Here is a 20,545-nt window from a genome sequence, read left to right on the forward strand (position 1 = left end):
CCGCGCTCACAGCATGTATTGCCCGCCATTGACGGTGAGCTGCGAGCCGGTGATGAAGCCGGCCTCGTCGGCGGCGAGGAAGAGGACGCAGCGCGCGATCTCCTCGGGCTCGCCCAGGCGGCCCACGGGGATCTTGGCGACGATCTTCTGCAGCACGGGCTCAGGCACCGCGCGCACCATGTCGGTGTTGATGTAGCCGGGGCAGATGGTGTTGACGGTGATGCCCTTGGCCGCGGCCTCGAGCGCCAGCGCCTTGGTGAAGCCGTGCATCGCGGCCTTGGCCGCCGCGTAGTTCGACTGGCCGAACTGGCCCGACTGGCCATTGATCGAGCCGATATTGACGATGCGCCCGAAGCTCCTCCCGCGCATGGATTCGATCACCAGGCGCGAGAGATTGAAGCAGCTCGTGATGTTGGTGCGGATCACCTCGTCCCACTGCTGCGGCGTCATCTTGTGCAGCGTGGTGTCGCGCGTGATGCCGGCATTGTTGATCAGGATCTCGATCGGGCCGTGCTCGGCCGTGATCTTCTGGATCGCCGCCTCGCAGGCGGCGAAATCGCCGACATCGAACTTGACCGCCGGCACGCCGGTCTCGGCGGTGAACTCCTTGGCCGCGGCATCATTGCCCGAATAGTTGGCGACGACGCGGTAATGCGCCTTTCGCAGCGCCACGGAAATGGCGCGGCCGATGCCACGCGTTCCGCCGGTGACGAGCGCCAGCCTGCTCATGATCTCCTGCTCCCTGTCCCTGTCGGCCCGTTCTCCAGGCTCTCGACATGCCTGACCCGATGATGGCCTTGCGGCGCCGCCCGCGCGCCCGAAACGTCAGCGCCGCCTGCCACCATGCACGAGATTCGATCGATCCTCAGCGTTCCACGCACATGGCGATGCCCATGCCGCCGCCGATGCAGAGCGTGGCGAGGCCCTTCCTGGCGTTGCGCTTCTGCATCTCGTGCAGCAGCGTCACCAGCACGCGCGCGCCCGAGGCGCCGATCGGATGGCCCAGCGCGATGGCGCCGCCATTGACATTGACCTTGGCCGGATCCCAGCCGAGCTCCTTATTGACCGCGCAGGCCTGCGCGGCGAAGGCCTCGTTGGCCTCGACCAGATCGAGATCGCCGATCTTCCAGTTGGCCTTGGCGAGCGCGGCGCGGCTCGCCGGAATGGGGCCCGAGCCCATGATCGCGGGATCGACGCCGGCCGTGGCCCAGGAGGCGATGCGCGCGAGCGGCATCAGGCCGCGGCGCTTGGCCTCCTCGGCCGTCATCAGCACGACCGCGGCGGCACCGTCATTGATGCCCGAGGCATTGCCGGCCGTGACCGTGCCGTTCTCCTTGAGGAAGGCGGGCCGGAGCTTGGCCAGCGTCTCGACCGTGGTACCGGCGCGCGGATACTCGTCCTTGTCGACGGTGATGTCGCCCTTGCGGTCCTTGATCGTGACCGGCACGATCTCGTCCTTGAACTTGCCGGACTCCTGGGCCGCCACCGCCTTCTGTTGCGAGCCCGCGGCGAACTCGTCCTGCTGGGCGCGCGTGATCTGCCATTTCTGCGCGACGTTCTCGGCGGTGTTGCCCATGTGGTAGCCGTTGAAGGCGTCCCACAGCCCGTCCTTGATCATGGTGTCGACCATCTCGGCATTGCCCATCTTAACGCCGCCGCGCAGATGCATGCAGTGCGGCGCCTGGCTCATGCTCTCCTGGCCGCCCGCCACCACGATCTTGTTGTCGCCGCCGCGGATCGCCTGGAAGCCCAGCGCCACCGCGCGCAGGCCCGAGCCGCAAAGCTGGTTGATGCCATAGGCGGTCTTGTCATAGGGGATGCCGGCGCCGACCGCGGCCTGGCGCGCGGGATTCTGTCCCTCGCCGGCGGCGAGGATCTGGCCCAGCACCACCTCGTCCACCTCGCCGGGCTCGACCTTGGCGCGGGAGAGCGCCGCCTTGATCGCGACCTCGCCCAGCTTGTGCGCGGGCAGGCTGGAGAGCGAGCCGTTGAAGGATCCGACGGGCGTGCGCGCGGCGCTGACGATGACGATCTCGGACATGGGATGGGGGCTCCTTGCTGTTCTCGCGGGATGACGGACACCCGCGATGAAAGGGGGAAAGGCAATCCCAGAGGCCGAGCGGCCGGTTCCGGATGCCTCGTCGCTGCGACCTTAACCGGCAGGGGCCGGGGGCCGCAAGCCGAGGCCCCTGTCGCTGCCCCGGCCCTTATGCCGCAGGCGATCCATGCTGCACCCGCGTTTGACACGTATCTGCAAAAAACCGGCGGCGGATAACAATCCGCTCATCCGCGCAGGCTCGCCATCCAGTCCGCCAAGGGATGCCATAGCTTGGGCTTGGCGCTGCCGCCCACCACCATGCCGATATGGCCGGCGGCGGGCATCAACCGCCTGGCCTGCGGCAGGGCCTTGGCCAGCGCCAGCGCCGAGGCCGGCGGTACGATCCGATCCTGATCAGGCACCACCACCAGTGTCGGCAGCGTGACCCGGTCCGGATCGATCGCCGCGCCCGCGACCCGCCATCGGCGCCGCGCGGGCTCGTTCTCGCCATACCAGCCCTGGAGACATTCGCGCGCGACGGGTGCCGCGAGCGGCACGCCGTCATTGAGCCAGTCCTCGAGCGCCACGAACAGCCGCGCCTTGTCGCTTGCCGGATCGAGCCCGGCGAAGGCGAGAAACTTGCGCAGGACCTGGAACGGATCGACGCCGGCGAAGAGCGATTGCAGCGCGTCGACCGGCATCTCGCCGAGCCGGGCCAGCATCGGCTCCAGGCTGGCGCCGATGGCGCCGATGAGGCGCGCCTGCTCGGGATGCTCGGCATGGAAGTCCCAGGGCGTCGCCATCAGCACGAGCCCCGCGAGATCGCGCTGGCGGGCCTGCGCCGCCGCCAGGGCCAGCAAGCCGCCCATGCAATAGCCAAGCAGCACGGTGGGACGATCGGGCTCGCGACGGCGGACTGCATCGAGCGCGTCGCCGATGCGACCCGCGATATAGTCGCTGAGCGTGAAGCCGCGCTCGAGGGCGCCGGGCGCGCCCCAATCGAGCAGATAGGCGGCGAAACCTTCGCCCGCGAGAAAGCGCATCAGGCTGCGTTCCTCGTCGAGATCGAGCACATAGGCGCGATTGATCAGCGACGGCACCACCAAGATCGCCGGCCGGGGCGCCGCGGTCCGGCGGCGCTCCCTGTTCAGCCCGCTGAAATCGAGCAACCGCGTCGTCCCCTGGCGCCAGGCGACGGGCGGCTCCGCGATCTCGCGGGTCAGCGGAAAGGCCCGGTAGGCGACGATGCCCGCCGCCAGCCGGTCGAGCCGGACCATGGCCTCGCGCTGCAGCGCCGCGGCGAAATCCTCAGGATCGAGGCTTGCGAGCTCGGGGCCGAGCGGCCTTAGGCTTTCCGGCAAGGGCGGCCTCGATTCCGGCGAGGCGGCGCTCCAGCTCCGCCAGCTGGCGAGCGAGCTGGTCCAGCCGAGCATCGCCGTCAGCAGATGCTGCGGCAGCGGCCGGGGCCCGAGCCGTGGCGGCGGCGTCTTGCTGGCGGCTGCGGCTTCGGCCATGTCCCGGATCCTCGCTCTGCGCGTTGCCGGCGGCAGCACTGGCCGCCACCAGCGTCGCGCCCATCGCGGCGACGGTGCGGGCCATCTGGTCGAGCAGCGCCGGGTCGCTGCCAAACGCCGCGAGCTGCGTCTCCCACAGATCGAGATAGCGCTTGGCCAGTTGGGCGAGGTCGGGTGGCTCGGCCATGCTGCCTTGGGCCCTGGGTTCGGTCGGCCGACTATAGCCAAGCCCTTGGCCCGTTTCCACTTGCTGCGCCGCGGGGGCGAAATCCCCGCGTTGCACAACCCGGCCTGAATCCTGCTATGCTGCGACGCAACGGATCGCGGCAGAGGTGAGGCGCATGGAGGAGAAGGCCGAAGACAAATCGGGGGCGAAAGCGCCGATCACCATCAAGAAATATGCAAACCGGCGCCTCTACAACACCGCCACCAGCAGCTATGTGACGCTCGACCATCTCTGCCAGATGGTGAAGGACGGCGTCGAGTTCGTGGTCTACGACGCCAAGAGCGGCGAGGACATCACGCGATCGGTCCTGACGCAGATCATCGTCGAGGAGGAATCGAAGGGCGGGCAGAACCTGCTGCCGCTCAACTTCCTGCGCCAGCTCATCAGCTTCTACGGCGACAACCTGCAATTCATGGTGCCGCGCTATCTCGAGCAGTCGATGGAAGCCTTCGCGCGCAACCAGGAGCAGATGCGCCGCTACATGCAGGAGAATCTCGGCGGCATGTTCCCCTTCGGCCGCTTCGAGGAGATGAGCAAGCAGAACCTCGCCTTCTTTGAGCGCGCCATGCGGATGTTCAACCCGTTCCAGGCCGGCATGCCGCAGGCGGGGCCGGGCAATGCGCCGCGGCCCAACGAGCCGCCGCCGCGGGGTCCCTCTTCCGCCAACGCCGCGCCGCAGGGCGAGGACCAGATCGAGGAGCTGCGCTCGCGGCTCGAGGCGATCCAGCGCGAGATCTCGACGCTGGTCGGCAAGCCGCGCGACGAGAAACCGTCGGACGCGAAGCCGCCGAAGGAACCCGAGAAGAGCTGAGCCGGCTGGCTTTCTTTCTTGTCCCCTCTCCCTTCAGGGAGAGGATCAGGGAGAGGGCTGCACTGACCGAGCAGCCCCCTCCCTCACCCTCCCCCGCGAAACGGGGGAGGGGATAGAACATTCAGTTCACGCCGCGCCGGTCTTCAACACCGTCACGTTGCCCGCTTGGGCCCAGGGCCGCTCGAGCGAGGGGCGGCCGAAGTAGTAACCCTGCAGATAATGGACCCCTTCGCCCGCGAGGAAGCCCGCATCCTCGCCCGTCTCGACGCATTCGGCGACCGTCTTGAGGCCGAAGGCGTCGGCCATGCCGAGCAGGTTGCGCACGAAGAGCTGATGCTCGGGATTGTCGCGCAGGCTGCGGATGAAGCTGCCGTCGATCTTGACGATGTCGAAATTGAGCGCCTGCAGGTGACGGAAGCTGGTATAGCCGGCGCCGAAATCGTCGAGCGCCACGCGGCAGCCCAGATCCTTGAGCTGGTGGATGAAGCGGGCCGTCTCCTCGACATCCTGGAGCGCCGTCGTCTCGGTGATCTCGAAGATGAGACGACGGCCCATCTCGGGACGATCCCGCAGCAGGGTCTTGAGCGCGCGGAACCAGGTGGGATCGGCGGTGGTGAGACCCGAGAGATTGACCGCCAGCTCGATCTTCGGATGGGCGGCGAGCTCCGCCACCGCCAGCTCGAGCGTATGGCGATCCATCTGGCGCACCAGGCCCAGCTGCTCGACCACCGGCACGAAAGCCGCCGCCGGCACCAGCTCGCCCGACGCGCTCTTGAGACGGATCAGGCACTCGTAGAAGGCCGGCTGATGCGAGACGGCATCGACCACGGGCTGGAAGGCGAAGCAGAGCCGGTTCTCGGCGATCGCGCGCTCGACCTCGGTGACGATGGTCTGGCTGCGGCGATGCAGCAGGTTCTGCTGCTGCGAGGCCTTGTAGAGCGCGAAACGGTCGCGTCCGTCGCGCTTGGCCTGACGCAGCGCGGTCTCGGCGCGGGTGACGATGTCCTCGGCCGTGCTGTGCTCGGGGCTGGGGAACACGATGCCGCCGATCGAGACCGTGACATGGACCCGGGCCGGATCCACCGGGATCGACATCTCGCGCACGGCCTGGAGGATGCGCTCCGCGGCGCGGCCCATCTGGATCTCGGAGCAGCGCGGCAGCAGCACCCCGAAGCGATCGGCGCCGATGCGCCCCACCGTGTCGGAGGAACGCAGGATGTGATCGAGATGCTGGCCGATCGCGATCAGCACCTGGTCGCCGGCCTGATAGCCAAAGGCGTTGTTGACCTTGCTCAGGTTGTCGACGCCGATCACCAGGAAGGCGCTGGTGACGTTGGCCTCGTGGCTGTCGCGCAGGCAGCTGTCGATCGCGTCGCGCAGGCGCAGCTTGTTGAAATGGCCGGTGAGGTCGTCGAAGCTCGCGAGCCGCTCGAGCCGGGCTTCGTTCTGCTTGCGCGCATTGATCATGCGGAGCGTGCCGATCAGGCGCTCCGGGTCGCCGCCGGGCCCGAGCTTCACGGCGCCGCGGTCATGGACCCAGCATTCCTCGCCGCCGGGGCGGCGCAGGCGGTATTCGCAATCGTAAGGGGCGTTCTGGTTGAAATGCTCGGTCAGCGCCTTGAGGCGCTGCGGCAGATCTTCGGGATGGATGTGGCCTGCGAGCAGACGGCCGGAATCCGGCACCAGCTCGTCGCCCGTGCCGAAGAATCCGCTGGCCGACCCGACCCATTCGATCCGGTCAGCCGTCAGATCCCAGTCGTAAACTAGATCGCCGGAGGCCTCGATGGCATCCCGAACCCAGTCCTTGGGATCGGGCATAACCAACGGCCTGGACCGCGCAGTCATGGGCAACGACCTCCTACCTGAAGGCTTTCCGCCGACGGCAACCGGAGAAATCCAGGTGCCCTAACCTGGTCCCCTCGCCGGCTCACCGGACCATAGAGGCCACGGTTTTAAGAATCTATGAAACCAGATGGTTGCCGGACGACCTCTTGCCCTTGCGCTAAATGCCGCGGAATTCCGCGCATTTGAGACAAATTCGAAGTAAAATGGCTAATAGGATTTTAACCACGTTTGTTAGCGATCTCGGCTTGTCGTCCGGGCGTTTACCCCAATAATTGGGTGCAGAGGCCGGCCTACGGCCCCGGAGGACAAACGAATGCCGCTCGATATCGTGACGCCCCCGATATCGTCATCCATTGCCCGACAGGACCGCTGGCAGCCTCGAATTTCGCGCGCGGAACAGCCGGCGGACACGGCTGCGGCCGGATTGGCGTTCGAGACCGGCAAGACGGCCGAGACGCCGGGCGTCCGGAGCCAGCCGTCCGGCGGCAGCATCGCGTTCCTGGCCCAGACCCTGGCCCAGGCCGGCGCCGGCCGCTTGCGCGCCCAGGCTCCCGTGGCGGCCGCCAAGGCAACCCAGATCGCGCAGCGCTACGAGCTCGCGGAAAGCCGCGATCCCATCCTGCGCAGCGAGCCGATCCTCTTCCGCGTCAAGGCCTGAGCCCGGCTCCAAAACAACGGCGAAGGCAAGGTCGGCCGATGGTAAGCCGCGCCGGCGCCATCGACGGCGCACCGGCAGCGGCTCTATGCTGGCGACGGCCTGCCCCCAGCGAACCCGCCATCCCGAGAGCATCATGCGCATCCTCGTGTTCCAGCATATCGCCTGCGAGCATCCCGGCATCTTCCGCGACTTCCTGAAGAGCGACGGCATCGCCTGGGATGCGGTCGAGCTCGACGAGGGCCAGCCGATTCCGCCGCTCGATCGCTATGACGCGCTTTGGGTGATGGGCGGGCCGATGGATGTGTGGCAGACCGACCAGCATCCCTGGCTGGTCCCCGAGAAAGCCGCGATCCGCCAGGCCGTGCTGGGGCGGCGCCTGCCTTATCTGGGAATGTGCCTCGGCCACCAGCTCCTGGCCGACGCGCTCGACGGCGCGTGCAAGCTCATGGCCAAGCCCGAGATCGGCGTGCTCGGCATCGAGACCACGAAGGAAGCCCATCGCGACGCGCTCTTCCGCGGGCTGCCCGCCAAGGCCAAGGCGCTGCAATGGCATTCGGTCGAGGTGACGAAGCTTCCCGCCAACGCCACGGTGCTGGCGCGCTCGCCGGACTGCGCGGTCGAGGCCATGCGGGTCGGCGATCAGGCCTGGGGCATCCAGTATCATGTCGAGATCACGGCCGAGACCGTGCCGCAATGGGGCTGCGTACCCGAATATGCGAAGGCGCTGGCCGACCGGCTGGGAGCCGATGCGCTGCCGAAGATGGAGGCGGAGGCCAAGCGCGAGCTGCCCGCGATGACGCTGGCGGCGCGGCGCCTCTACGACAACTTCATGGCCGTGGCGCGCAGCCACAAGGCCGCGCGCGGCGCCGGCCGGGCCGCGCAATAGCGCGATCCTTCCAATGGGGGCGGCGACGGTCGGGAAAAAGACGTTTGCGGCCATCGCCGCCGCCGGGTGGCTGGCAGGAGTCGCCTTCTTCACGGCCGAGGCCGCCAGGGCCGAGGCCCCCGAGGAATTCGACTTCGTGCAGACGGCGACCTCGGGGAGCTTCAGGGACGGCATCCTGACGCTCGAGGGGATCGGCAAGACGACGGTCTTTTTCGGCGAGCGGCCCAACCGCGATGTCGGCGAAATACCCTACGACGAGTTCGTGAAGTCCTGGGGTGCCGCCGCGAAGGAGAGCTTTGCCGACAATCCGCCCAATGCCAGCCTCGTCACCCACGATGGCGGGCAGGCCGGCATCGCGATCCTCGAGCTGAGCGAACCCGAGCTCGCCGGAAACGCCATCCGCTACCATGTCAAGCTTCTGGCCGGCGGTCTGCCGGAGAAGATCGGGCCGGCATCGCTGTTCATCGATCCGGGCCTCCTCGCCGCGGCGCTCTTCAAGCTCCATCAGTACAAGCAAAATCCCCACTAAGCCGCGCGGGGCCTCGTTACGCTCGGGCTTGACCGGCTTCGCGGTGAAGCGCCACGCCGGCGATGACCAAGGCAATTCCCTGCATCTCGGCGGCGCTCGGCAGCTGGCGCAGCACCACCACGCCGATGAGGACCGCCATCGCCGGCAGGAGCGACAGCAGCAGCGAGAAATGCGCGCGGGCGAGCCGCGCCATGGCGAGCTGGTCGCAGATATAGGGCACCACCGACGAGGCGATGCCGACCCCGGCCCCGGCCAGGAGCAGCAGCGGATCGCTGAAGGCGGGCCAGGCGGCACCGAGGCCGACCGGCGTGATGGCGAGGAGCGCCACCATCATGGCGGCCGCGAGCCGCTCGATGCCGGCGGCACCGCCCGCGGCCGCGATGCGATGGCCCAGCAGGATATAGAGCAGGAACAGCGCCGCGTTTCCGAAGGCGAAGAGATAGCCCCAGGGTTCGCCGGCGAGCCGGACATGGGTAAGGAGGGCGACGCCCGACAGGGCGAGCGCCAGCGCCAGCAGGTTGCGGCGGCTGCGCAGGCCGATCGCGGCCAGCAGGATGGGGCCGATGAACTCGATGGCACCGACCGTGCCGAGCGGCAGGCGCGCGATGGCCAGGTAGAAGACGGCGTTCATCGCCGCCAGCACCAGGCCCAGCGCCACCACGAGTCGGATCTGCCGCGCGTCGGCGCGGCGCCAGAACAGCCAGGCCCGGCGCGACAGGCCGAAGACCAGGGCCGCCGTCGCGATGCGCAGCCAGGCGACGCCCAAGGGATCGAGCTTCGCGAACAGCAGCACCGCGAAGGACGGCCCCAGATAATGGAACACCGCGCTGACCATGAAATAGCCGAGCGGCGGCACGCGATCGGTGACGAGGCTCGCGAGGCCGGCGACGGCGATCCGGGGCGGGGATGGCAGCGGCTCCATGACGAGCCTATGATCGCGGCCGCCTGTCGGCGAAACCATGCCGGCTCGAAGGCGAAAATCGGAGATTTCGATGAAATCGAAGGCGAAACGGTCCCCCGGCCTTCAATTGCCGAAAGAGCTCCAGGACCCGCGCAATCTCGAGCTGATCCGCCATCTGCGCGCGGATCCGCGCATCGCCATCTCGGCGCTCGCGCGCAAGGTGAAGATGTCAGCGCCGGCGGTGAAGGAACGCGTCCAGCGCCTCGAGGAGGCCGGCATCATCCAGGGCTATCGCCTCGAGCTCGATCCCGCGGCCCTGGGGCTGCCGGTCACGGCGCTCGTCCGCGTCCGGCCGATGCCCGGCCAGCTACCCAGGATCGCGAAGCTCGCGCAATCGCTGCCGCAAGTGACCGAATGCCATCGGATCACCGGCGAGGATTGTTTCCTGGTCAAGCTTCATCTCGAATCGCTCGACGGGCTCGATCGCCTGCTCGACCGCTTCCTCGTGTTCGGCCAGACCACGACCTCGATCCTGCAATCGAGCCCGGTGCCGTCGCGGGGTCCGCCCTTGCCGGACGAGCGCTGAGACGGGAAGCGGCTGCGAGAAGGAACCTGGTTTTCGGTCCCGCCCGCGTGACTGGAGATTCGAGGAGAGAGGCGCTCGAACTGTCGTCACGCGGGCGGAAACCGGCAGGCCCTGTCGTCGCGGGGCCCGAACCGCCGGTCGACTGCTGGGCAAACAAGGGGAGAGCCAAGTTTCGCCCAACCGGTCCCGCGACCGACGGATTCCTTCGGTGGCCTAAGCCCGGGTCAGCCCTGAATCCCCCTCAGGTCTAGCGTGCCAACCCGGTCTTCCCGGCCACCGAAACTCTGCTGGTCCTGATCCACGGCCACGATCGCGCGGAGGGCCACCACTCCCTCCTTGCCGCGCTCCGACCCGGTCGCGATCCCGATCCCCGCCAGTGCCAGAAGCACCAGGAAAATCACGGATTTCGCAATCATGCGGACGCGCTGTGCCTGAGCCATCGTGGCTATGAATTTCATGCAACTAAGAACCATTCGCAGATGAATTTAAGGAAGGAAGAACCGCCTGTCAAGCGTTGTCGCGAATGATTCGCAACTAAACCGGGGAAGGACTAGCGGGGCCTGGTTTCGCCCGCGAGGAACCGGGCCAGATCGACCACGGCGCGCTGGTGGCGGCCCTGCATCACCAGGCGCCCGCCCTGATGGGCCTCGACCTTGAAATCCACGCGCCGCCCCTGCACCGCGACCACTTCCGCGCTGGCCTCGATCGCCTGGCCCAGGGGTGCCGCGGCCAGATGCTCGATATCGACCTTGGTGCCGACGCTGACCTCGCCCGCCTCGTAGCAATCGCGGATCGCGCGATGGCTCGCATCCTCGAGAAAGCCGATGAGCGCCGGCGTCGAGACGACATGCACGCCGTCATTGCCGATCGCCGAGGCCGTGTGGGCTTGCGTCGGCTCGATGCGATAGAGCCCGCGCGCGCCGATCGCGACCGGCCTCATGGGAAGGCCTTCATCACGCGGGAACCTTGCGCTCGTAGCGCGCCTGGAAGATGAAGCCCAGGAAGTTCATCAGGATCTGCGCGGCAAGGAAGCAGGTGATGCCGGTCGGATCGTAATGCGGCGCCACCTCGACCAGGTCGATCCCCACCACGTCGCCCTGGCGCGCCAGCCCCTGCAGAATCTCCAGCACCTCGTAATAGAGAAAGCCGCCATGGCTGGGCGTGCCGGTGCCCGGCGCTATCGAGGGATCGAAGCCGTCGATGTCGATGGTGACGTAATAGCGTTGGCCCGCCGGAATCTTGGCGAGCGTGCCCGCGGTGCCGAGCCGCCGCACGTCGCGCACCGAGAGGATCGCGGAGCCCGCGCGCCGCGCCGCCTCGTAGTCCTCGCGGTTCGAGGAGGAGACGTTGCGGATGCCGAGCTGGGTCATGCCTTCCACATGCGCCATCTCGGAGGCACGGCGCAGCGGATTGCCGTGGCCGTAGCGCACGCCATGCCGCTCGTCGACGAAATCGAGATGCGCGTCGAAATGCACGATATGGACCGGCTTCTGCTCGGAGAAGGCGGCGATGACGGGCGCGTGGATCGCATGATCGCCGCCGAGGCAGAGCGGCATGGCGCCGGCCTCGAGGATCTGGCGCACCGCCGCCTCGGTGTTGCGATGGCAGGCCGTGGTGTCGGTATGGACCATGTCCACGTCGCCAGCATCGACGATCCGCACCTTGTCGGTCGGCATGTAGACCACGTCGTCCTCGTGGTCATAAGCGCCGGCATGGCCGAAGCAGAACAGGGTCGATGCCTCGCGAATGCCACGAGGCCCGAAGCGCGCGCCGGCGCGATACTGCGTGCCCATGTCGAATGGCACGCCGAGCACCGCCACGTCCGCGTCGATCTTTTCGAGATCGACACAGATCGGCTGCTTGGCGAAGGTGCAGTGCCCGACGAAGGGCAGGTTGAGGCGTCCCGTCTGGTAGCCATGCTGAGCCATCGGATCACACGCTCCCGGTCTGTCGGCGTCGCAACTGCCCGCGCGGTACGGGCGGCCCACACCGTAGAACGCCGCCTCATGAGCGCCAAGCGCGCCGTGCCGCCGACATGACCGATGCCGACATGTTCAAAAATCTGCAGGCAAAATCGTGGATTCGCGGCGGGTAGCACCGAGCCTCCATCGATCAAGGGTTGACAGGCCGCGCCTTTGCGATTTGGTTAGGACCTCCCCCGAACCGCCCTGCCTCAGGACGTCGTCCGGATCATCTCGTGATCGGAACGTCCGAGCGGCTTTCCCCCAACCCGTGGCAGAAGGAACCGCAGCGATTCGGCCGATGCAGCAAGCTTTGCCGCCCCTGGAGCTCCAGCCCGGCTCGCCCGCGGTGCGGTTGAACCGCCTGGAGCCGGGCGATCTGCGCCAGCGCCTGGCGCTCTTTCTCGATATCGACGGCACGCTGATCGATCTCGCGCGGACGCCGCAATCGGTGCAGGTGCCCGAGATGCTGCCGGGCGTGCTCTGCGCGCTCGAAGCGCGGCTGGACGGGGCGCTGGCGCTGGTCACCGGCCGGAGCCTGGCCGACGTGGACCGGCTGTTCCCGGCGCGGCGCTTCGTGGTGGGCGCGCAGCATGGCGGCGAGATGCGGGGACCGGCGCGCCAGCCGCGCCAGGAGATGGCGTTCGTGGCCGCGCTCAACCGGCTCAGGCCGCGCCTCGAGACGATCCTGCCGAGCTGGAGCGGGCTCCTGCTCGAGGACAAGGGGCGCTCGATCGCGATCCATTATCGCGAGAACCCGTCGGTCGCCTTCGAGCTCAAGACCATCCTCAACCGCATCATGGCGCCCGAGATCGGGGCATTGGAACTGTTGGAAGGCAAATGCGTTTTCGAGATCAAGCCCAGGAATTTCGACAAGGGCGATGTGGTCCGGGCGCTGATGACCGTGGCACCGTTCAAAGGCCGCATACCGATCTTCATCGGCGATGACGAGACCGACCGCGCGGGCATGGCGGCCTCGCGGGCTCATGGTGGCTGCACCATCCGCGTCGGCGACAAGCGCGATCTGCTGGCCGACGGATTCCTGCCGTCGCCGGCCGCGACCCGCGCCTGGCTGCGCGAGCTCGCCATCCGCCTCGATCACGGCGTGGATGCCGCCCAATGAACGTCGCCGGGAAAACCGCGCTCGCCGCGATGGCCGCGCGCAAACAGGCCGATCTCGATCTCGCCGCGATCGGCAACTGCATCGTCGCCTCGCTGATCGACCGGCGGGCACGGCATGTCTGGTACTGCCACCCGCGCCTGGACGGCGACCCGGTCTTCAGCGCGCTGCTGAATGGCGAGGCGCCGGAAGCCGGCTTCTGGGATGTCGAGCTCCAGGGCCTGGTCGAATCCCGCCAGCACTATGTCGGCAATGCCGCGATCCTGGTGACGCACCTGACCGATGGCGACGGGAGCGAGATCCGCATCACCGATTTCGCGCCGCGCTTCAAGCATTATGGCCGTATCTTCCGGCCGGCCCAGCTGGTGCGGCGCATCGAGCCGATCCGGGGCACGCCCGTGATCAGGGTCCGCACGCGCCCGCATTTCCGCTACGGCGCCGCCATGCCGCAGAAGGTGCCGGGCAGCAACTCCATCCGCTATGTCGGCCCCGATTTCGTGCTGCGCCTCACCACCGACGCACCGCTCGCCTATATCGTCGACGAATCCGCCTTCGCGCTGCAGGCGCCGGTCACGATGATCCTCGGCAGCGACGAGGTGATCGCGGATTCCCTGCCGACCCTGGTGCGCCACTATTACGAGGAGACGCTGGGCTACTGGCAGGACTGGGCGCGCTATCTCAACGTGCCCTTCGAATGGCAGGGCCCGGTGCTGCGCGCCGCCATGGCGCTCAAGCTCTGCGCCTACGAGGAGACGGGCGCCGTGGTCGCCGCCCTCACCACCTCGATCCCCGAGGCGGCCAACAGCGGGCGCAACTGGGATTACCGCTTCTGCTGGCTGAGGGACGCCTATTTCGTCGTCCGCGCCTTCAACCGGCTCGGCGCCACCAAGACGATGGAAGACTTCATCGGCTACATCGCCAACCTGCTGGCGCTCGAGCCCACCGCCTCCCTGAAGCCGCTCTATCCGATCGTGCCCTCGACCCCGGTCGAGGAGGTCACCATGCCCCATCTCGCCGGCTATCGCGGCATGGGGCCGGTGCGCGTCGGCAATGCGGCGGCGCTGCAGACCCAGAACGATTCCTACGGCAGCGTGATCATGGCCGCCGCCCAGATGTTCTTCGACGAGCGCCTGCCCAAGCGCGGCGACGCCGTGCTGTTCGAGCGGCTGGAGAAGGTGGGTGCCGCCGCCGCGGGGCTGGGGCTGAAGCCGGATGCGGGACCCTGGGAGTTCCGCGGCCGGCAGGCGATCCACAGCTACTCGGCCGTCACCAGTTGGGCGGGCTGCTACCATCTGGCTCATATCGCGGCCCGGCTGGGCTTCGCCGAGAAGGCGGAGCATTGGCGGGTGACCGCCGACAATCTGCGGCTGCAGATCTTCGAGCATGCCTGGAACTCGAAGCTCAACTGCTTCGTCAGCGCCTTCGACGGCGACGAGGTCGATGCCAGCCTGCTGCTCTGGCCGGAGCTGGGATTCGTGGCGCCCACGGACCCGCGCTTCCTGTCGACCCTCGCCGTGATCGAGAAGCATCTCCGGCGCGGCCATCACATGATGCGCTATATCGCGCCCGACGATTTCGGCGCGCCCGAGAGCGCCTTCACCGTCTGCAGCTTCTGGTACGTCAACGCGCTCGGCACGGTCGGGCGCAAGGAGGAAGCCCGCGAGATTCTCGAGACCCTGCTCGCCAGCCGCAACCAGTCGGGATTCCTCTCCGAGGACATCGCGCCCGCGACCGGCGAGCTCTGGGGGAACATGCCCCAGACCTACTCGATGGTGGGGCTGATCGGCGCCTGCATGCGGCTCAGCAAGAGCTGGGAGGAGGGATTTTGGAACGGATCGTAATCGTCTCCAACCGCGTCCCCTTGCCGCGCCAGCGCGGCGCGCAGGCCGGCGGTCTCGCGGTGGCGCTGCGCGACGTCTTCGGCAAGGCCGAAGGGCTGTGGTTCGGCTGGAGCGGCGAGACCACCGAGAGCACCAGCGGCGAGCTGCGCTTCACGCGCGCGGGCCGCATGACCTATGCGGTGATGGATCTCGGGCGCGCCGACTTCGAGCGCTACTATAACGGCTTCGCCAATGCCTGCCTGTGGCCGCTGCTGCATTACCGTCTCGGCCTGCTCGATTTCCACCGCGAGGATTATCACGGCTATATGGCGGTCAACCGCGCGATGGCGGCGGCGCTGAAGCCGCTCTTGCGGCCCTGGGATCGCATCTGGATCCACGACTATCACCTGATCCCGATGGGCCAGGAGCTGCGCAAGCTGGGCGTGGCCAACCCGATCGGCTTTTTCCTGCACACGCCCTTCCCGCCCGCCGACCTGCTCGAGGCCCTGCCCGCTCATGACAGCCTGGGCGAATGTTTCATGGGCTACGACCTGATCGGGCTGCAGACCGAGCATGACCGGCGCTGCTTCCAGGGTTTCGTCACCCGCTGCCTGGGCGGCCGGGTTCATCCCGACGGGCAGTTCGAGGCCTTCGGGAAATCGAGCCGGGTGGATGTGTTCGGCGTCGGCATCGACGCGCCGGCCTTCGCCGAACTCGCGACGGAATCCGAAAGCGGGGAGGAGACCCAGCGGCTCAAGGAAAGCCTGGCGGGCCGGCAATTGGCGATCGGCGTCGACCGGCTCGATTTCAGCAAGGGCCTGCCGAGCCGCTTCCATGCCTATGGCGCGCTCCTGGAGCGCTGGCCCGAACACCGGTCCAAGGTGACCTACCTGCAGATCGCGCCGCATTCGCGCGGCGAGATCGCGACCTATCGCAGCCTGCGCCGCGAGCTCGAGCAGATCGCGGGGCGCATCAACGGCAAATATGCGGAGTTCGACTGGCAGCCCCTGCGCTATCTCAACAAGGCGCTGACGCGGCCGGTGCTGGCGGGATTCTACCGCCTGAGCCGGATCGGGCTGGTGACGCCGCTGCGCGACGGGATGAATCTCGTCGCGAAGGAATATGTCGCGGCCCAGCCGCCGCACGATCCGGGCGTCCTGATCCTGTCGCGCTTCGCCGGCGCGGCCGAAGGGCTGACGGCGGCGCTGCTGGTCAATCCCTTCGATTCCGATTCCATGGCCGACGCGATGCATATGGCGCTCGTCATGCCGTTCGAGGAACGCCATGCGCGCTGGCAGGCCATGATGCAGCAGCTCAAGAGCGACGGCGCCGCCTGGTGGGCGAGCCGCTTCCTGGCGACGCTCGATGTCGCCAGCCGCCACTCGCATCCGCTGTCGCCGACCGGGACCTGAGGGATCGAGCGCGGGCCGGCTCAAGCCAGCGGAACCAGCCAGCTCGAGAGCCAGGCCGCCGCGTCGCTCACATCGGGAACGGCGGGCTTCCGGAAGACGAGCGGGGCGACGCTGGAAGCGGGAAGAGGATCGCCGCCGGCTTCCGCCGCGGCGGTTTCGTGGATCGGCCCGGCGTCACTGCAGCCAAGGTCGCTGGGCATTGTCGTTCACCGCCATGACCGCGACCTTGCTGGCGTGGCGCGCCGGCAGGAAGAGATCGTTGTCGGCCATCCGGGCGCTCAAGACGCGCGATGCTGACAGCAGCGCCGAGATCCGGTTCGAGCCGGTGAGCGCGAACGCGGCCGCGCGCGACCCTTCATTGTCGCCGGACTGCGCCGAGGCCAGCAGCCCCAGGATCACCATCTCGTCGCGTCCGACGCAGGGGCAGCAGGGATGATGGAAATGGAGCACGCGCTCCGTCTGGCCATGCAGCGCCTCGACGAAGCGGACGAACTCCTGCAGGGCCGGCTCGCAATCGCGCGCGCCGAAGCGGCGCGTGAACTCGCGCACGATATAGCCCCTGAGCGAGGTGGGCGCGATCCAGCAGCGGAAGGCCCAGACCATCAGCCGCTCCGACAGCTCCAGCTCGGCCAGCAGCGCCGGACCGCCGCCGAATTCGTCGCTGCCTGCCGGTTTCTCCACCCTTGCGCTCATGCCGTTCGGATCCCTTCTCGCTTGGCTTCGGAAGGGGAACGCTATTGCAAATGCAAATGATTTGCAATTGCATCACTAATCATTTGAGTAGACTTATAATTTTTAAGTCTGGAGGGCCCGAGGGCGAAGCCTCTCAGCCGGCGCTGCCCGGCCGCTTGGCGCGCGCGGTGGGAGGCGCCGTCAGGGGATCCTCGGGCCAGGGATGCTTGGGATAGCGGCCGCGCATCTCCGCGCGCACGGCCTTGTAGGAGCCGCGCCAGAAGCCCGGCAGATCGCGCGTGACCTGGACCGGACGCCCCGCCGGCGAGAGCAAGGCCAGCGTGATCGGCACGCGGCCTTCGACCAGGCTCGGATGCTGCGCCAGGCCGAACAGCTCCTGCAGCTTGACCGACAAGGTCGGCCCGCCATCGGCGCCATAATCGATGACGGCGTCGCGTCCGGTCGGCAGCGTCAGATGGGTCGGCGCGAAACGCTTCAGCCGGCGCTGCTGCTCGGGCGTCAGCATTCCCTCCAGCGCGTGGCTCAGCAGCGAGCCATCGATCTCATTGAGGCTGCGCTGCCCGGCGAGAAAGGGCCCGAGCCAATCCTCGAGCGTCGCCAGCAAGGTCGCGTCGCTCAGGTCGGGCCAGGCTTCCGAACCCGGGGCCGTCTCTTGCGCGCGCAGGAAGGCGACCCGCGCGCGCCATTGCTGGTGACCCTCGCTCCAGGGCAGGGCGCCGAGACCCAGCCCGCGCAGGCCTTCGATCAGGGCCTGCGCCACGCTCTCGCCGTCGGGCCGCTCGATCCGGGTTTCGCTCAGCACGATCTGTCCGAAGCGGCGCAACCGCCGCGCCTTCACGCTGCGCGTCGCGGGATCGAACTCGATCAGCTCGCGCATCTCGATATGGGCGGCGAAATCCTTCTCGATCTCGGCCTCCGCGATGGGTGCTGCGAGGACGACACGCGACGCGGCCGCCTCGCCGGCGATCTCGGCGACGGCGAGATAGGGTTCGCTCGCCAGCGAATCCGTCGCCTCGAGACGGCCGCCGCGGCCATTGGCCAGGAGATATTCGCCGCGCTTGCCGGGCCGGGCCTGCGCCACGCGGTCCGGATAGGCCAAGGCGAGCAGCGCCCCCGCGCGGGCGGGATCGCGCGGACGCTCCAGATCGAGGCGCGCCGCTTCCGGCGAGGCGAGGCGCTGCCAGCCTTCGGCGAGCCGGCGCGCGTCGCGGGCGCGCTCGCTGCGATCCCTGGCGAAGAGCGAGAGGCGGTGGCGCAGATCGCTGTCGGTGCCGCCCAGGCCGCGCTCAGTCAGGAGCAGGGCGATCTCGGCCGCGAGCGTGCCCTCCCCCTGCTCCGCCGCCGCCCGCACCATATGCGCCAGACGCGGGGGCAGCGGCAGGCGCGCCAGCGCCTTGCCATGCGTGGTGATGCGCCCTTGGGCATCCAGCGCATCAAGACCTAAGAGCAGCTCGCGCGCCGCGGCGAAACCGGCCTTGGGCGGCGGATCGAGCCAGGCGAGATCGCCGGGATCGGCCGTGCCCCATTCCGCCAGCGTGAGCGCCAGGGCCGCGAGATCGGTCTCGAGAATCTCGGGCCGCGGGAAGGGCTCCAGCGCCCGTGTCTCGGCCTCGTCCCACAGGCGATAGCAGATGCCGGGCTCGGTGCGACCGGCGCGGCCGCGGCGCTGGTCGGCCGCGGCGCGCGAGACCCGCACGGTGGCGAGCTCGGTCAGGCCCTTGGCCGGATCGTAGCGCGGCACGCGAGCGAGCCCCGAATCCACCACCACCCGCACGCCCTCGATGGTGAGGCTGGTTTCGGCGATCGAGGTGGCGAGCACGATCTTGCGCTTGCCGCGCGGCGCCGGGGCGATGGCGCGGTCCTGCTCGCCGCCCTCCATCGCGCCATAGAGCGGCGCCAGGATCACGTCGGGATCCTTGAGGCGCTCCGCCAGCAGCCGCTCGACGCGCCGGATCTCGCGCGCGCCCGGCAGGAAGACGAGGATGCCGCCGCGCTCGGCATCGAGCGCCTTCAGCACCGTCTCGGCGACCTGCGGCTCGATCGGCTGGTGGCGCTCGCGGCCGCGATAGCGCGTCTCGATCTCGAACAGGCGTCCCTCGCTGCGGATCAGCGGCGCGTCTGTCTTGCCGTCGCCCAGCAGCGCCGCGACCCGCGCGCCGTCGAGCGTCGCCGACATGGCGAGGATCCTCAGATCCTCGCGCAGCAGGCGCTGCGCATCGAGCGCCAATGCCATGCCGAGATCGGCATCGAGGCTGCGCTCATGGAACTCGTCGAACAGCACGGCCGCCACGCCCTCGAGCCCGGGATCGGCCAGGATGCGCCGCGCGAACAGCCCCTCGGTCAGGAACTCGATGCGGGTGCGCGGACCCACCTGCGACTGCAGCCGCACGCGGAAGCCCACGGTCCCGCCGACCGCCTCGCCACGCTCCTGCGCAATGCGATGGGCGGCGGCGCGCGCGGCCAGCCGCCGCGGCTCCAGCACCAGGATCTTGCGGCCCTGGACCCAGGGCTCGTCGAGCAGGGCCGGCGGCACGCGCGTGGTCTTGCCGGCACCGGGCGGGGCCACCAGCACCGCGCTGGACGAGCGCGCCAGCGTCTCCTTCAGCGCCGGCAACGCGTCTTCGATCGGCAATTTGATCATGCGGGCGGGCTTATCCTGGTTCTGGCGCGCCCTTCGACCCGCGACGGCGGCGCATCGAAATAACGGCTTGGCGTCACGCCGAGCGCGCGCCGGAACATGGCGGTGAAAGCGCTGGGACTCTCATAGCCAAGGTCGAGGGCCACATGCGTCACCGGCTCGCCGGCACCGAGCCGCGCCAGCGCCTCGATCAACCGCGCCTGCTGGCGCCAGGCGCCAAAGCTCATCCCGGTCTCGCGCCGGAAGAGACGCGCAAGCGTCCGGCCGCTGGCACCGATGTCGCGGCCCCATTCTTCGATGCCGCGCCGGTCGCCCGGATCGCGCAAGAGCGCCCGGCAGAGCTGCACCAGGCGCCGTTCGCCCGGCGTCGGCAGATGCAGCGGCAGGCTCGGCAGGGTGCGAATCTCGTCGAGGATGACCCTCATCAGCCGCCCTTGCGGACCCTCGATCTCGTAGAGCGTCGGCAGTTCCATCGCGCGCAAGATCAGCTCGCGCAGCAGCGGCGAGACCGACAGCACGCAGCATCGCGAGGGCATTCGCCGGGCTTTCTCGCCGTCGATATAGAGCGTGCGCATCGAGACCGCGCTCGACATCCGGATCGAATGGTCGGTGCCGGGTGGGACCCAGACGGCGCGCTGCGGCGGCACGAGCCAGGAGCCGTCCGGCGTCGTCACCCGCATCATCCCTTCGGCGGCGTAGACAAGTTGCGCCCGGCGGTGCCGATGGGCCGGCAGCGCCTCGCCCGGCCGATAGGAGGCTTGCCACGCGACCACGGCGCGGGGCAATGCCGCCAAGCTCTCGGGGTCGGCCAGCAGCCCGCGTTTTGGCTGATTCTCGACGATTTTTGACATGATCGCGAAAGTAGGACAGATGCCTCGCTCCTACAATGCCGCCCTTCGGTCGATCT

Annotated in this window: 20 protein-coding genes; 8 read left to right on the forward strand and 12 right to left on the reverse strand. The window is 68.4% G+C overall.

Translation table 11 applies throughout. The features are described 5' to 3' along the window. Positions 1-6: 6 nt before the first annotated feature. The 3 genes from phbB to FRZ61_RS22270 form a co-directional block, all read right to left on the reverse strand. Positions 7-729 carry an acetoacetyl-CoA reductase gene (gene phbB, locus FRZ61_RS22260; RefSeq protein ID WP_151119798.1) on the reverse strand — a complete coding sequence of 241 codons (723 nt, stop codon included), beginning with the start codon at positions 727-729 and terminating at the stop codon, positions 7-9. Positions 730-865: 136 nt separating this feature from the next. Further along, a complete protein-coding gene (locus FRZ61_RS22265) occupies positions 866-2,041 on the reverse strand; it encodes an acetyl-CoA C-acetyltransferase (RefSeq protein WP_151119799.1) in 1,176 nt (391 codons plus the stop codon). A 242-nt stretch (positions 2,042-2,283) separates the two neighbouring features. Beyond that, a complete protein-coding gene (locus tag FRZ61_RS22270) occupies positions 2,284-3,552 on the reverse strand; it encodes an alpha/beta fold hydrolase (RefSeq protein WP_151119800.1) in 1,269 nt (422 codons plus the stop codon). A gap of 341 nt (positions 3,553-3,893) precedes the next feature. Between FRZ61_RS22270 and phaR the strand changes: the two genes are divergently transcribed. After that, positions 3,894-4,589 (forward strand): polyhydroxyalkanoate synthesis repressor PhaR, encoded by a 696-nt coding sequence (gene phaR / locus FRZ61_RS22275; protein ID WP_151119801.1) that lies wholly within the window; start codon positions 3,894-3,896, stop codon positions 4,587-4,589. A gap of 126 nt (positions 4,590-4,715) precedes the next feature. Here phaR and FRZ61_RS22280 read toward each other — a convergent pair whose 3' ends face one another. Beyond that, the gene (locus FRZ61_RS22280) at positions 4,716-6,434 is read right to left on the reverse strand and encodes a putative bifunctional diguanylate cyclase/phosphodiesterase (RefSeq protein WP_151119802.1); all 1,719 of its coding nucleotides are present in this window, start codon (positions 6,432-6,434) and stop codon (positions 4,716-4,718) included. Between the two features lie 424 nt (positions 6,435-6,858). On the opposite strand from FRZ61_RS22280, the gene FRZ61_RS22285 reads away from it, so the two are divergent. The 3 genes from FRZ61_RS22285 (at position 6,859) to FRZ61_RS22295 (ending at position 8,507) form a co-directional block, all read left to right on the forward strand. Next, positions 6,859-7,092: a hypothetical protein gene (locus FRZ61_RS22285; protein WP_151119803.1), complete on the forward strand. Its 234-nt coding sequence runs from the start codon at positions 6,859-6,861 to the stop codon at positions 7,090-7,092. Between the two features lie 133 nt (positions 7,093-7,225). Beyond that, the gene (locus tag FRZ61_RS22290) at positions 7,226-7,978 is read left to right on the forward strand and encodes a type 1 glutamine amidotransferase (protein WP_151119804.1); all 753 of its coding nucleotides are present in this window, start codon (positions 7,226-7,228) and stop codon (positions 7,976-7,978) included. Between the two features lie 13 nt (positions 7,979-7,991). Then, positions 7,992-8,507, forward strand: coding sequence for a hypothetical protein (locus FRZ61_RS22295; protein WP_151119805.1), 516 nt, complete (start codon positions 7,992-7,994; stop codon positions 8,505-8,507). Positions 8,508-8,523: 16 nt separating this feature from the next. Here FRZ61_RS22295 and FRZ61_RS22300 read toward each other — a convergent pair whose 3' ends face one another. After that, on the reverse strand, positions 8,524-9,429 hold the full coding sequence (locus FRZ61_RS22300) for an EamA family transporter (RefSeq protein ID WP_151119806.1): 906 nt from the start codon (positions 9,427-9,429) through the stop codon (positions 8,524-8,526). A 70-nt stretch (positions 9,430-9,499) separates the two neighbouring features. On the opposite strand from FRZ61_RS22300, the gene FRZ61_RS22305 reads away from it, so the two are divergent. Further along, positions 9,500-9,994: an Lrp/AsnC family transcriptional regulator gene (locus FRZ61_RS22305; protein WP_151119807.1), complete on the forward strand. Its 495-nt coding sequence runs from the start codon at positions 9,500-9,502 to the stop codon at positions 9,992-9,994. Positions 9,995-10,218: 224 nt separating this feature from the next. Here the strand turns inward: FRZ61_RS22305 and FRZ61_RS22310 are convergent, their stop codons facing one another. The 3 genes from FRZ61_RS22310 to speB form a co-directional block, all read right to left on the reverse strand. Next, the gene (locus tag FRZ61_RS22310; RefSeq protein ID WP_151119808.1) at positions 10,219-10,434 is read right to left on the reverse strand and encodes a hypothetical protein; all 216 of its coding nucleotides are present in this window, start codon (positions 10,432-10,434) and stop codon (positions 10,219-10,221) included. Positions 10,435-10,544: 110 nt separating this feature from the next. Further along, positions 10,545-10,934 carry a thioesterase family protein gene (locus tag FRZ61_RS22315; protein ID WP_151119809.1) on the reverse strand — a complete coding sequence of 130 codons (390 nt, stop codon included), beginning with the start codon at positions 10,932-10,934 and terminating at the stop codon, positions 10,545-10,547. 13 nt (positions 10,935-10,947) lie between these two features. Beyond that, positions 10,948-11,922, reverse strand: a complete 975-nt coding sequence (speB, locus tag FRZ61_RS22320; protein WP_151119810.1) for an agmatinase — start codon at positions 11,920-11,922, stop codon at positions 10,948-10,950. A gap of 334 nt (positions 11,923-12,256) precedes the next feature. On the opposite strand from speB, the gene otsB reads away from it, so the two are divergent. From otsB to FRZ61_RS22335, 3 genes are read left to right on the forward strand one after another with little or no spacing between them, the layout of a single operon-like run. Beyond that, complete coding sequence (gene otsB / locus FRZ61_RS22325; protein WP_151119811.1) at positions 12,257-13,078, forward strand: trehalose-phosphatase; 822 nt, start codon at positions 12,257-12,259, stop codon at positions 13,076-13,078. After that, positions 13,075-14,916, forward strand: coding sequence for a glycoside hydrolase family 15 protein (locus tag FRZ61_RS22330; RefSeq protein ID WP_225308952.1), 1,842 nt, complete (start codon positions 13,075-13,077; stop codon positions 14,914-14,916). Before otsB ends, FRZ61_RS22330 begins: the two co-directional genes overlap by 4 nt. Further along, a complete protein-coding gene (locus FRZ61_RS22335) occupies positions 14,901-16,307 on the forward strand; it encodes an alpha,alpha-trehalose-phosphate synthase (UDP-forming) (protein WP_151119812.1) in 1,407 nt (468 codons plus the stop codon). The genes FRZ61_RS22330 and FRZ61_RS22335 overlap by 16 nt, the downstream gene beginning before the upstream one ends. Positions 16,308-16,327: 20 nt before the next feature. Here FRZ61_RS22335 and FRZ61_RS22340 read toward each other — a convergent pair whose 3' ends face one another. The 4 genes from FRZ61_RS22340 to FRZ61_RS22355 all read right to left on the reverse strand — a co-directional run bounded on the left by FRZ61_RS22340 (position 16,328) and on the right by FRZ61_RS22355 (position 20,489). Further along, a complete protein-coding gene (locus FRZ61_RS22340; protein ID WP_151119813.1) occupies positions 16,328-16,507 on the reverse strand; it encodes a hypothetical protein in 180 nt (59 codons plus the stop codon). Continuing rightward, entirely contained in the window at positions 16,482-17,000 is a 519-nt protein-coding gene (locus FRZ61_RS22345; protein ID WP_151119814.1) for a hypothetical protein, read from the reverse strand. The genes FRZ61_RS22340 and FRZ61_RS22345 overlap by 26 nt, the downstream gene beginning before the upstream one ends. Before the next feature lie 133 nt (positions 17,001-17,133). Continuing rightward, a complete protein-coding gene (hrpB, locus tag FRZ61_RS22350) occupies positions 17,134-19,641 on the reverse strand; it encodes an ATP-dependent helicase HrpB (protein ID WP_151119815.1) in 2,508 nt (835 codons plus the stop codon). After that, a complete protein-coding gene (locus tag FRZ61_RS22355) occupies positions 19,638-20,489 on the reverse strand; it encodes an AraC family transcriptional regulator (protein ID WP_151119816.1) in 852 nt (283 codons plus the stop codon). Before FRZ61_RS22355 ends, hrpB begins: the two co-directional genes overlap by 4 nt. Positions 20,490-20,545 lie beyond the last annotated feature (56 nt).

It is taken from the genome of Hypericibacter adhaerens (genome assembly GCF_008728835.1).
Classification (GTDB): domain Bacteria; phylum Pseudomonadota; class Alphaproteobacteria; order Dongiales; family Dongiaceae; genus Hypericibacter; species Hypericibacter adhaerens.

Coding starts and splice junctions, on each gene's coding strand:
- phbB (WP_151119798.1), bottom strand. CDS start 729: ATGAGCAGGCTGGCGCTCGTCACCGGCGGAACGCGTGGCATCGGCCGC.
- FRZ61_RS22265 (WP_151119799.1), bottom strand. CDS start 2,041: ATGTCCGAGATCGTCATCGTCAGCGCCGCGCGCACGCCCGTCGGATCC.
- FRZ61_RS22270 (WP_151119800.1), bottom strand. CDS start 3,552: ATGGCCGAAGCCGCAGCCGCCAGCAAGACGCCGCCGCCACGGCTCGGG.
- phaR (WP_151119801.1), top strand. CDS start 3,894: ATGGAGGAGAAGGCCGAAGACAAATCGGGGGCGAAAGCGCCGATCACC.
- FRZ61_RS22280 (WP_151119802.1), bottom strand. CDS start 6,434: ATGACTGCGCGGTCCAGGCCGTTGGTTATGCCCGATCCCAAGGACTGG.
- FRZ61_RS22290 (WP_151119804.1), top strand. CDS start 7,226: ATGCGCATCCTCGTGTTCCAGCATATCGCCTGCGAGCATCCCGGCATC.
- FRZ61_RS22295 (WP_151119805.1), top strand. CDS start 7,992: ATGGGGGCGGCGACGGTCGGGAAAAAGACGTTTGCGGCCATCGCCGCC.
- FRZ61_RS22300 (WP_151119806.1), bottom strand. CDS start 9,429: ATGGAGCCGCTGCCATCCCCGCCCCGGATCGCCGTCGCCGGCCTCGCG.
- FRZ61_RS22305 (WP_151119807.1), top strand. CDS start 9,500: ATGAAATCGAAGGCGAAACGGTCCCCCGGCCTTCAATTGCCGAAAGAG.
- FRZ61_RS22310 (WP_151119808.1), bottom strand. CDS start 10,434: ATGGCTCAGGCACAGCGCGTCCGCATGATTGCGAAATCCGTGATTTTC.
- FRZ61_RS22315 (WP_151119809.1), bottom strand. CDS start 10,934: ATGAGGCCGGTCGCGATCGGCGCGCGCGGGCTCTATCGCATCGAGCCG.
- speB (WP_151119810.1), bottom strand. CDS start 11,922: ATGGCTCAGCATGGCTACCAGACGGGACGCCTCAACCTGCCCTTCGTC.
- otsB (WP_151119811.1), top strand. CDS start 12,257: ATGCAGCAAGCTTTGCCGCCCCTGGAGCTCCAGCCCGGCTCGCCCGCG.
- FRZ61_RS22330 (WP_225308952.1), top strand. CDS start 13,075: ATGAACGTCGCCGGGAAAACCGCGCTCGCCGCGATGGCCGCGCGCAAA.
- FRZ61_RS22340 (WP_151119813.1), bottom strand. CDS start 16,507: ATGCCCAGCGACCTTGGCTGCAGTGACGCCGGGCCGATCCACGAAACC.
- FRZ61_RS22345 (WP_151119814.1), bottom strand. CDS start 17,000: ATGAGCGCAAGGGTGGAGAAACCGGCAGGCAGCGACGAATTCGGCGGC.
- hrpB (WP_151119815.1), bottom strand. CDS start 19,641: ATGATCAAATTGCCGATCGAAGACGCGTTGCCGGCGCTGAAGGAGACG.
- FRZ61_RS22355 (WP_151119816.1), bottom strand. CDS start 20,489: ATGTCAAAAATCGTCGAGAATCAGCCAAAACGCGGGCTGCTGGCCGAC.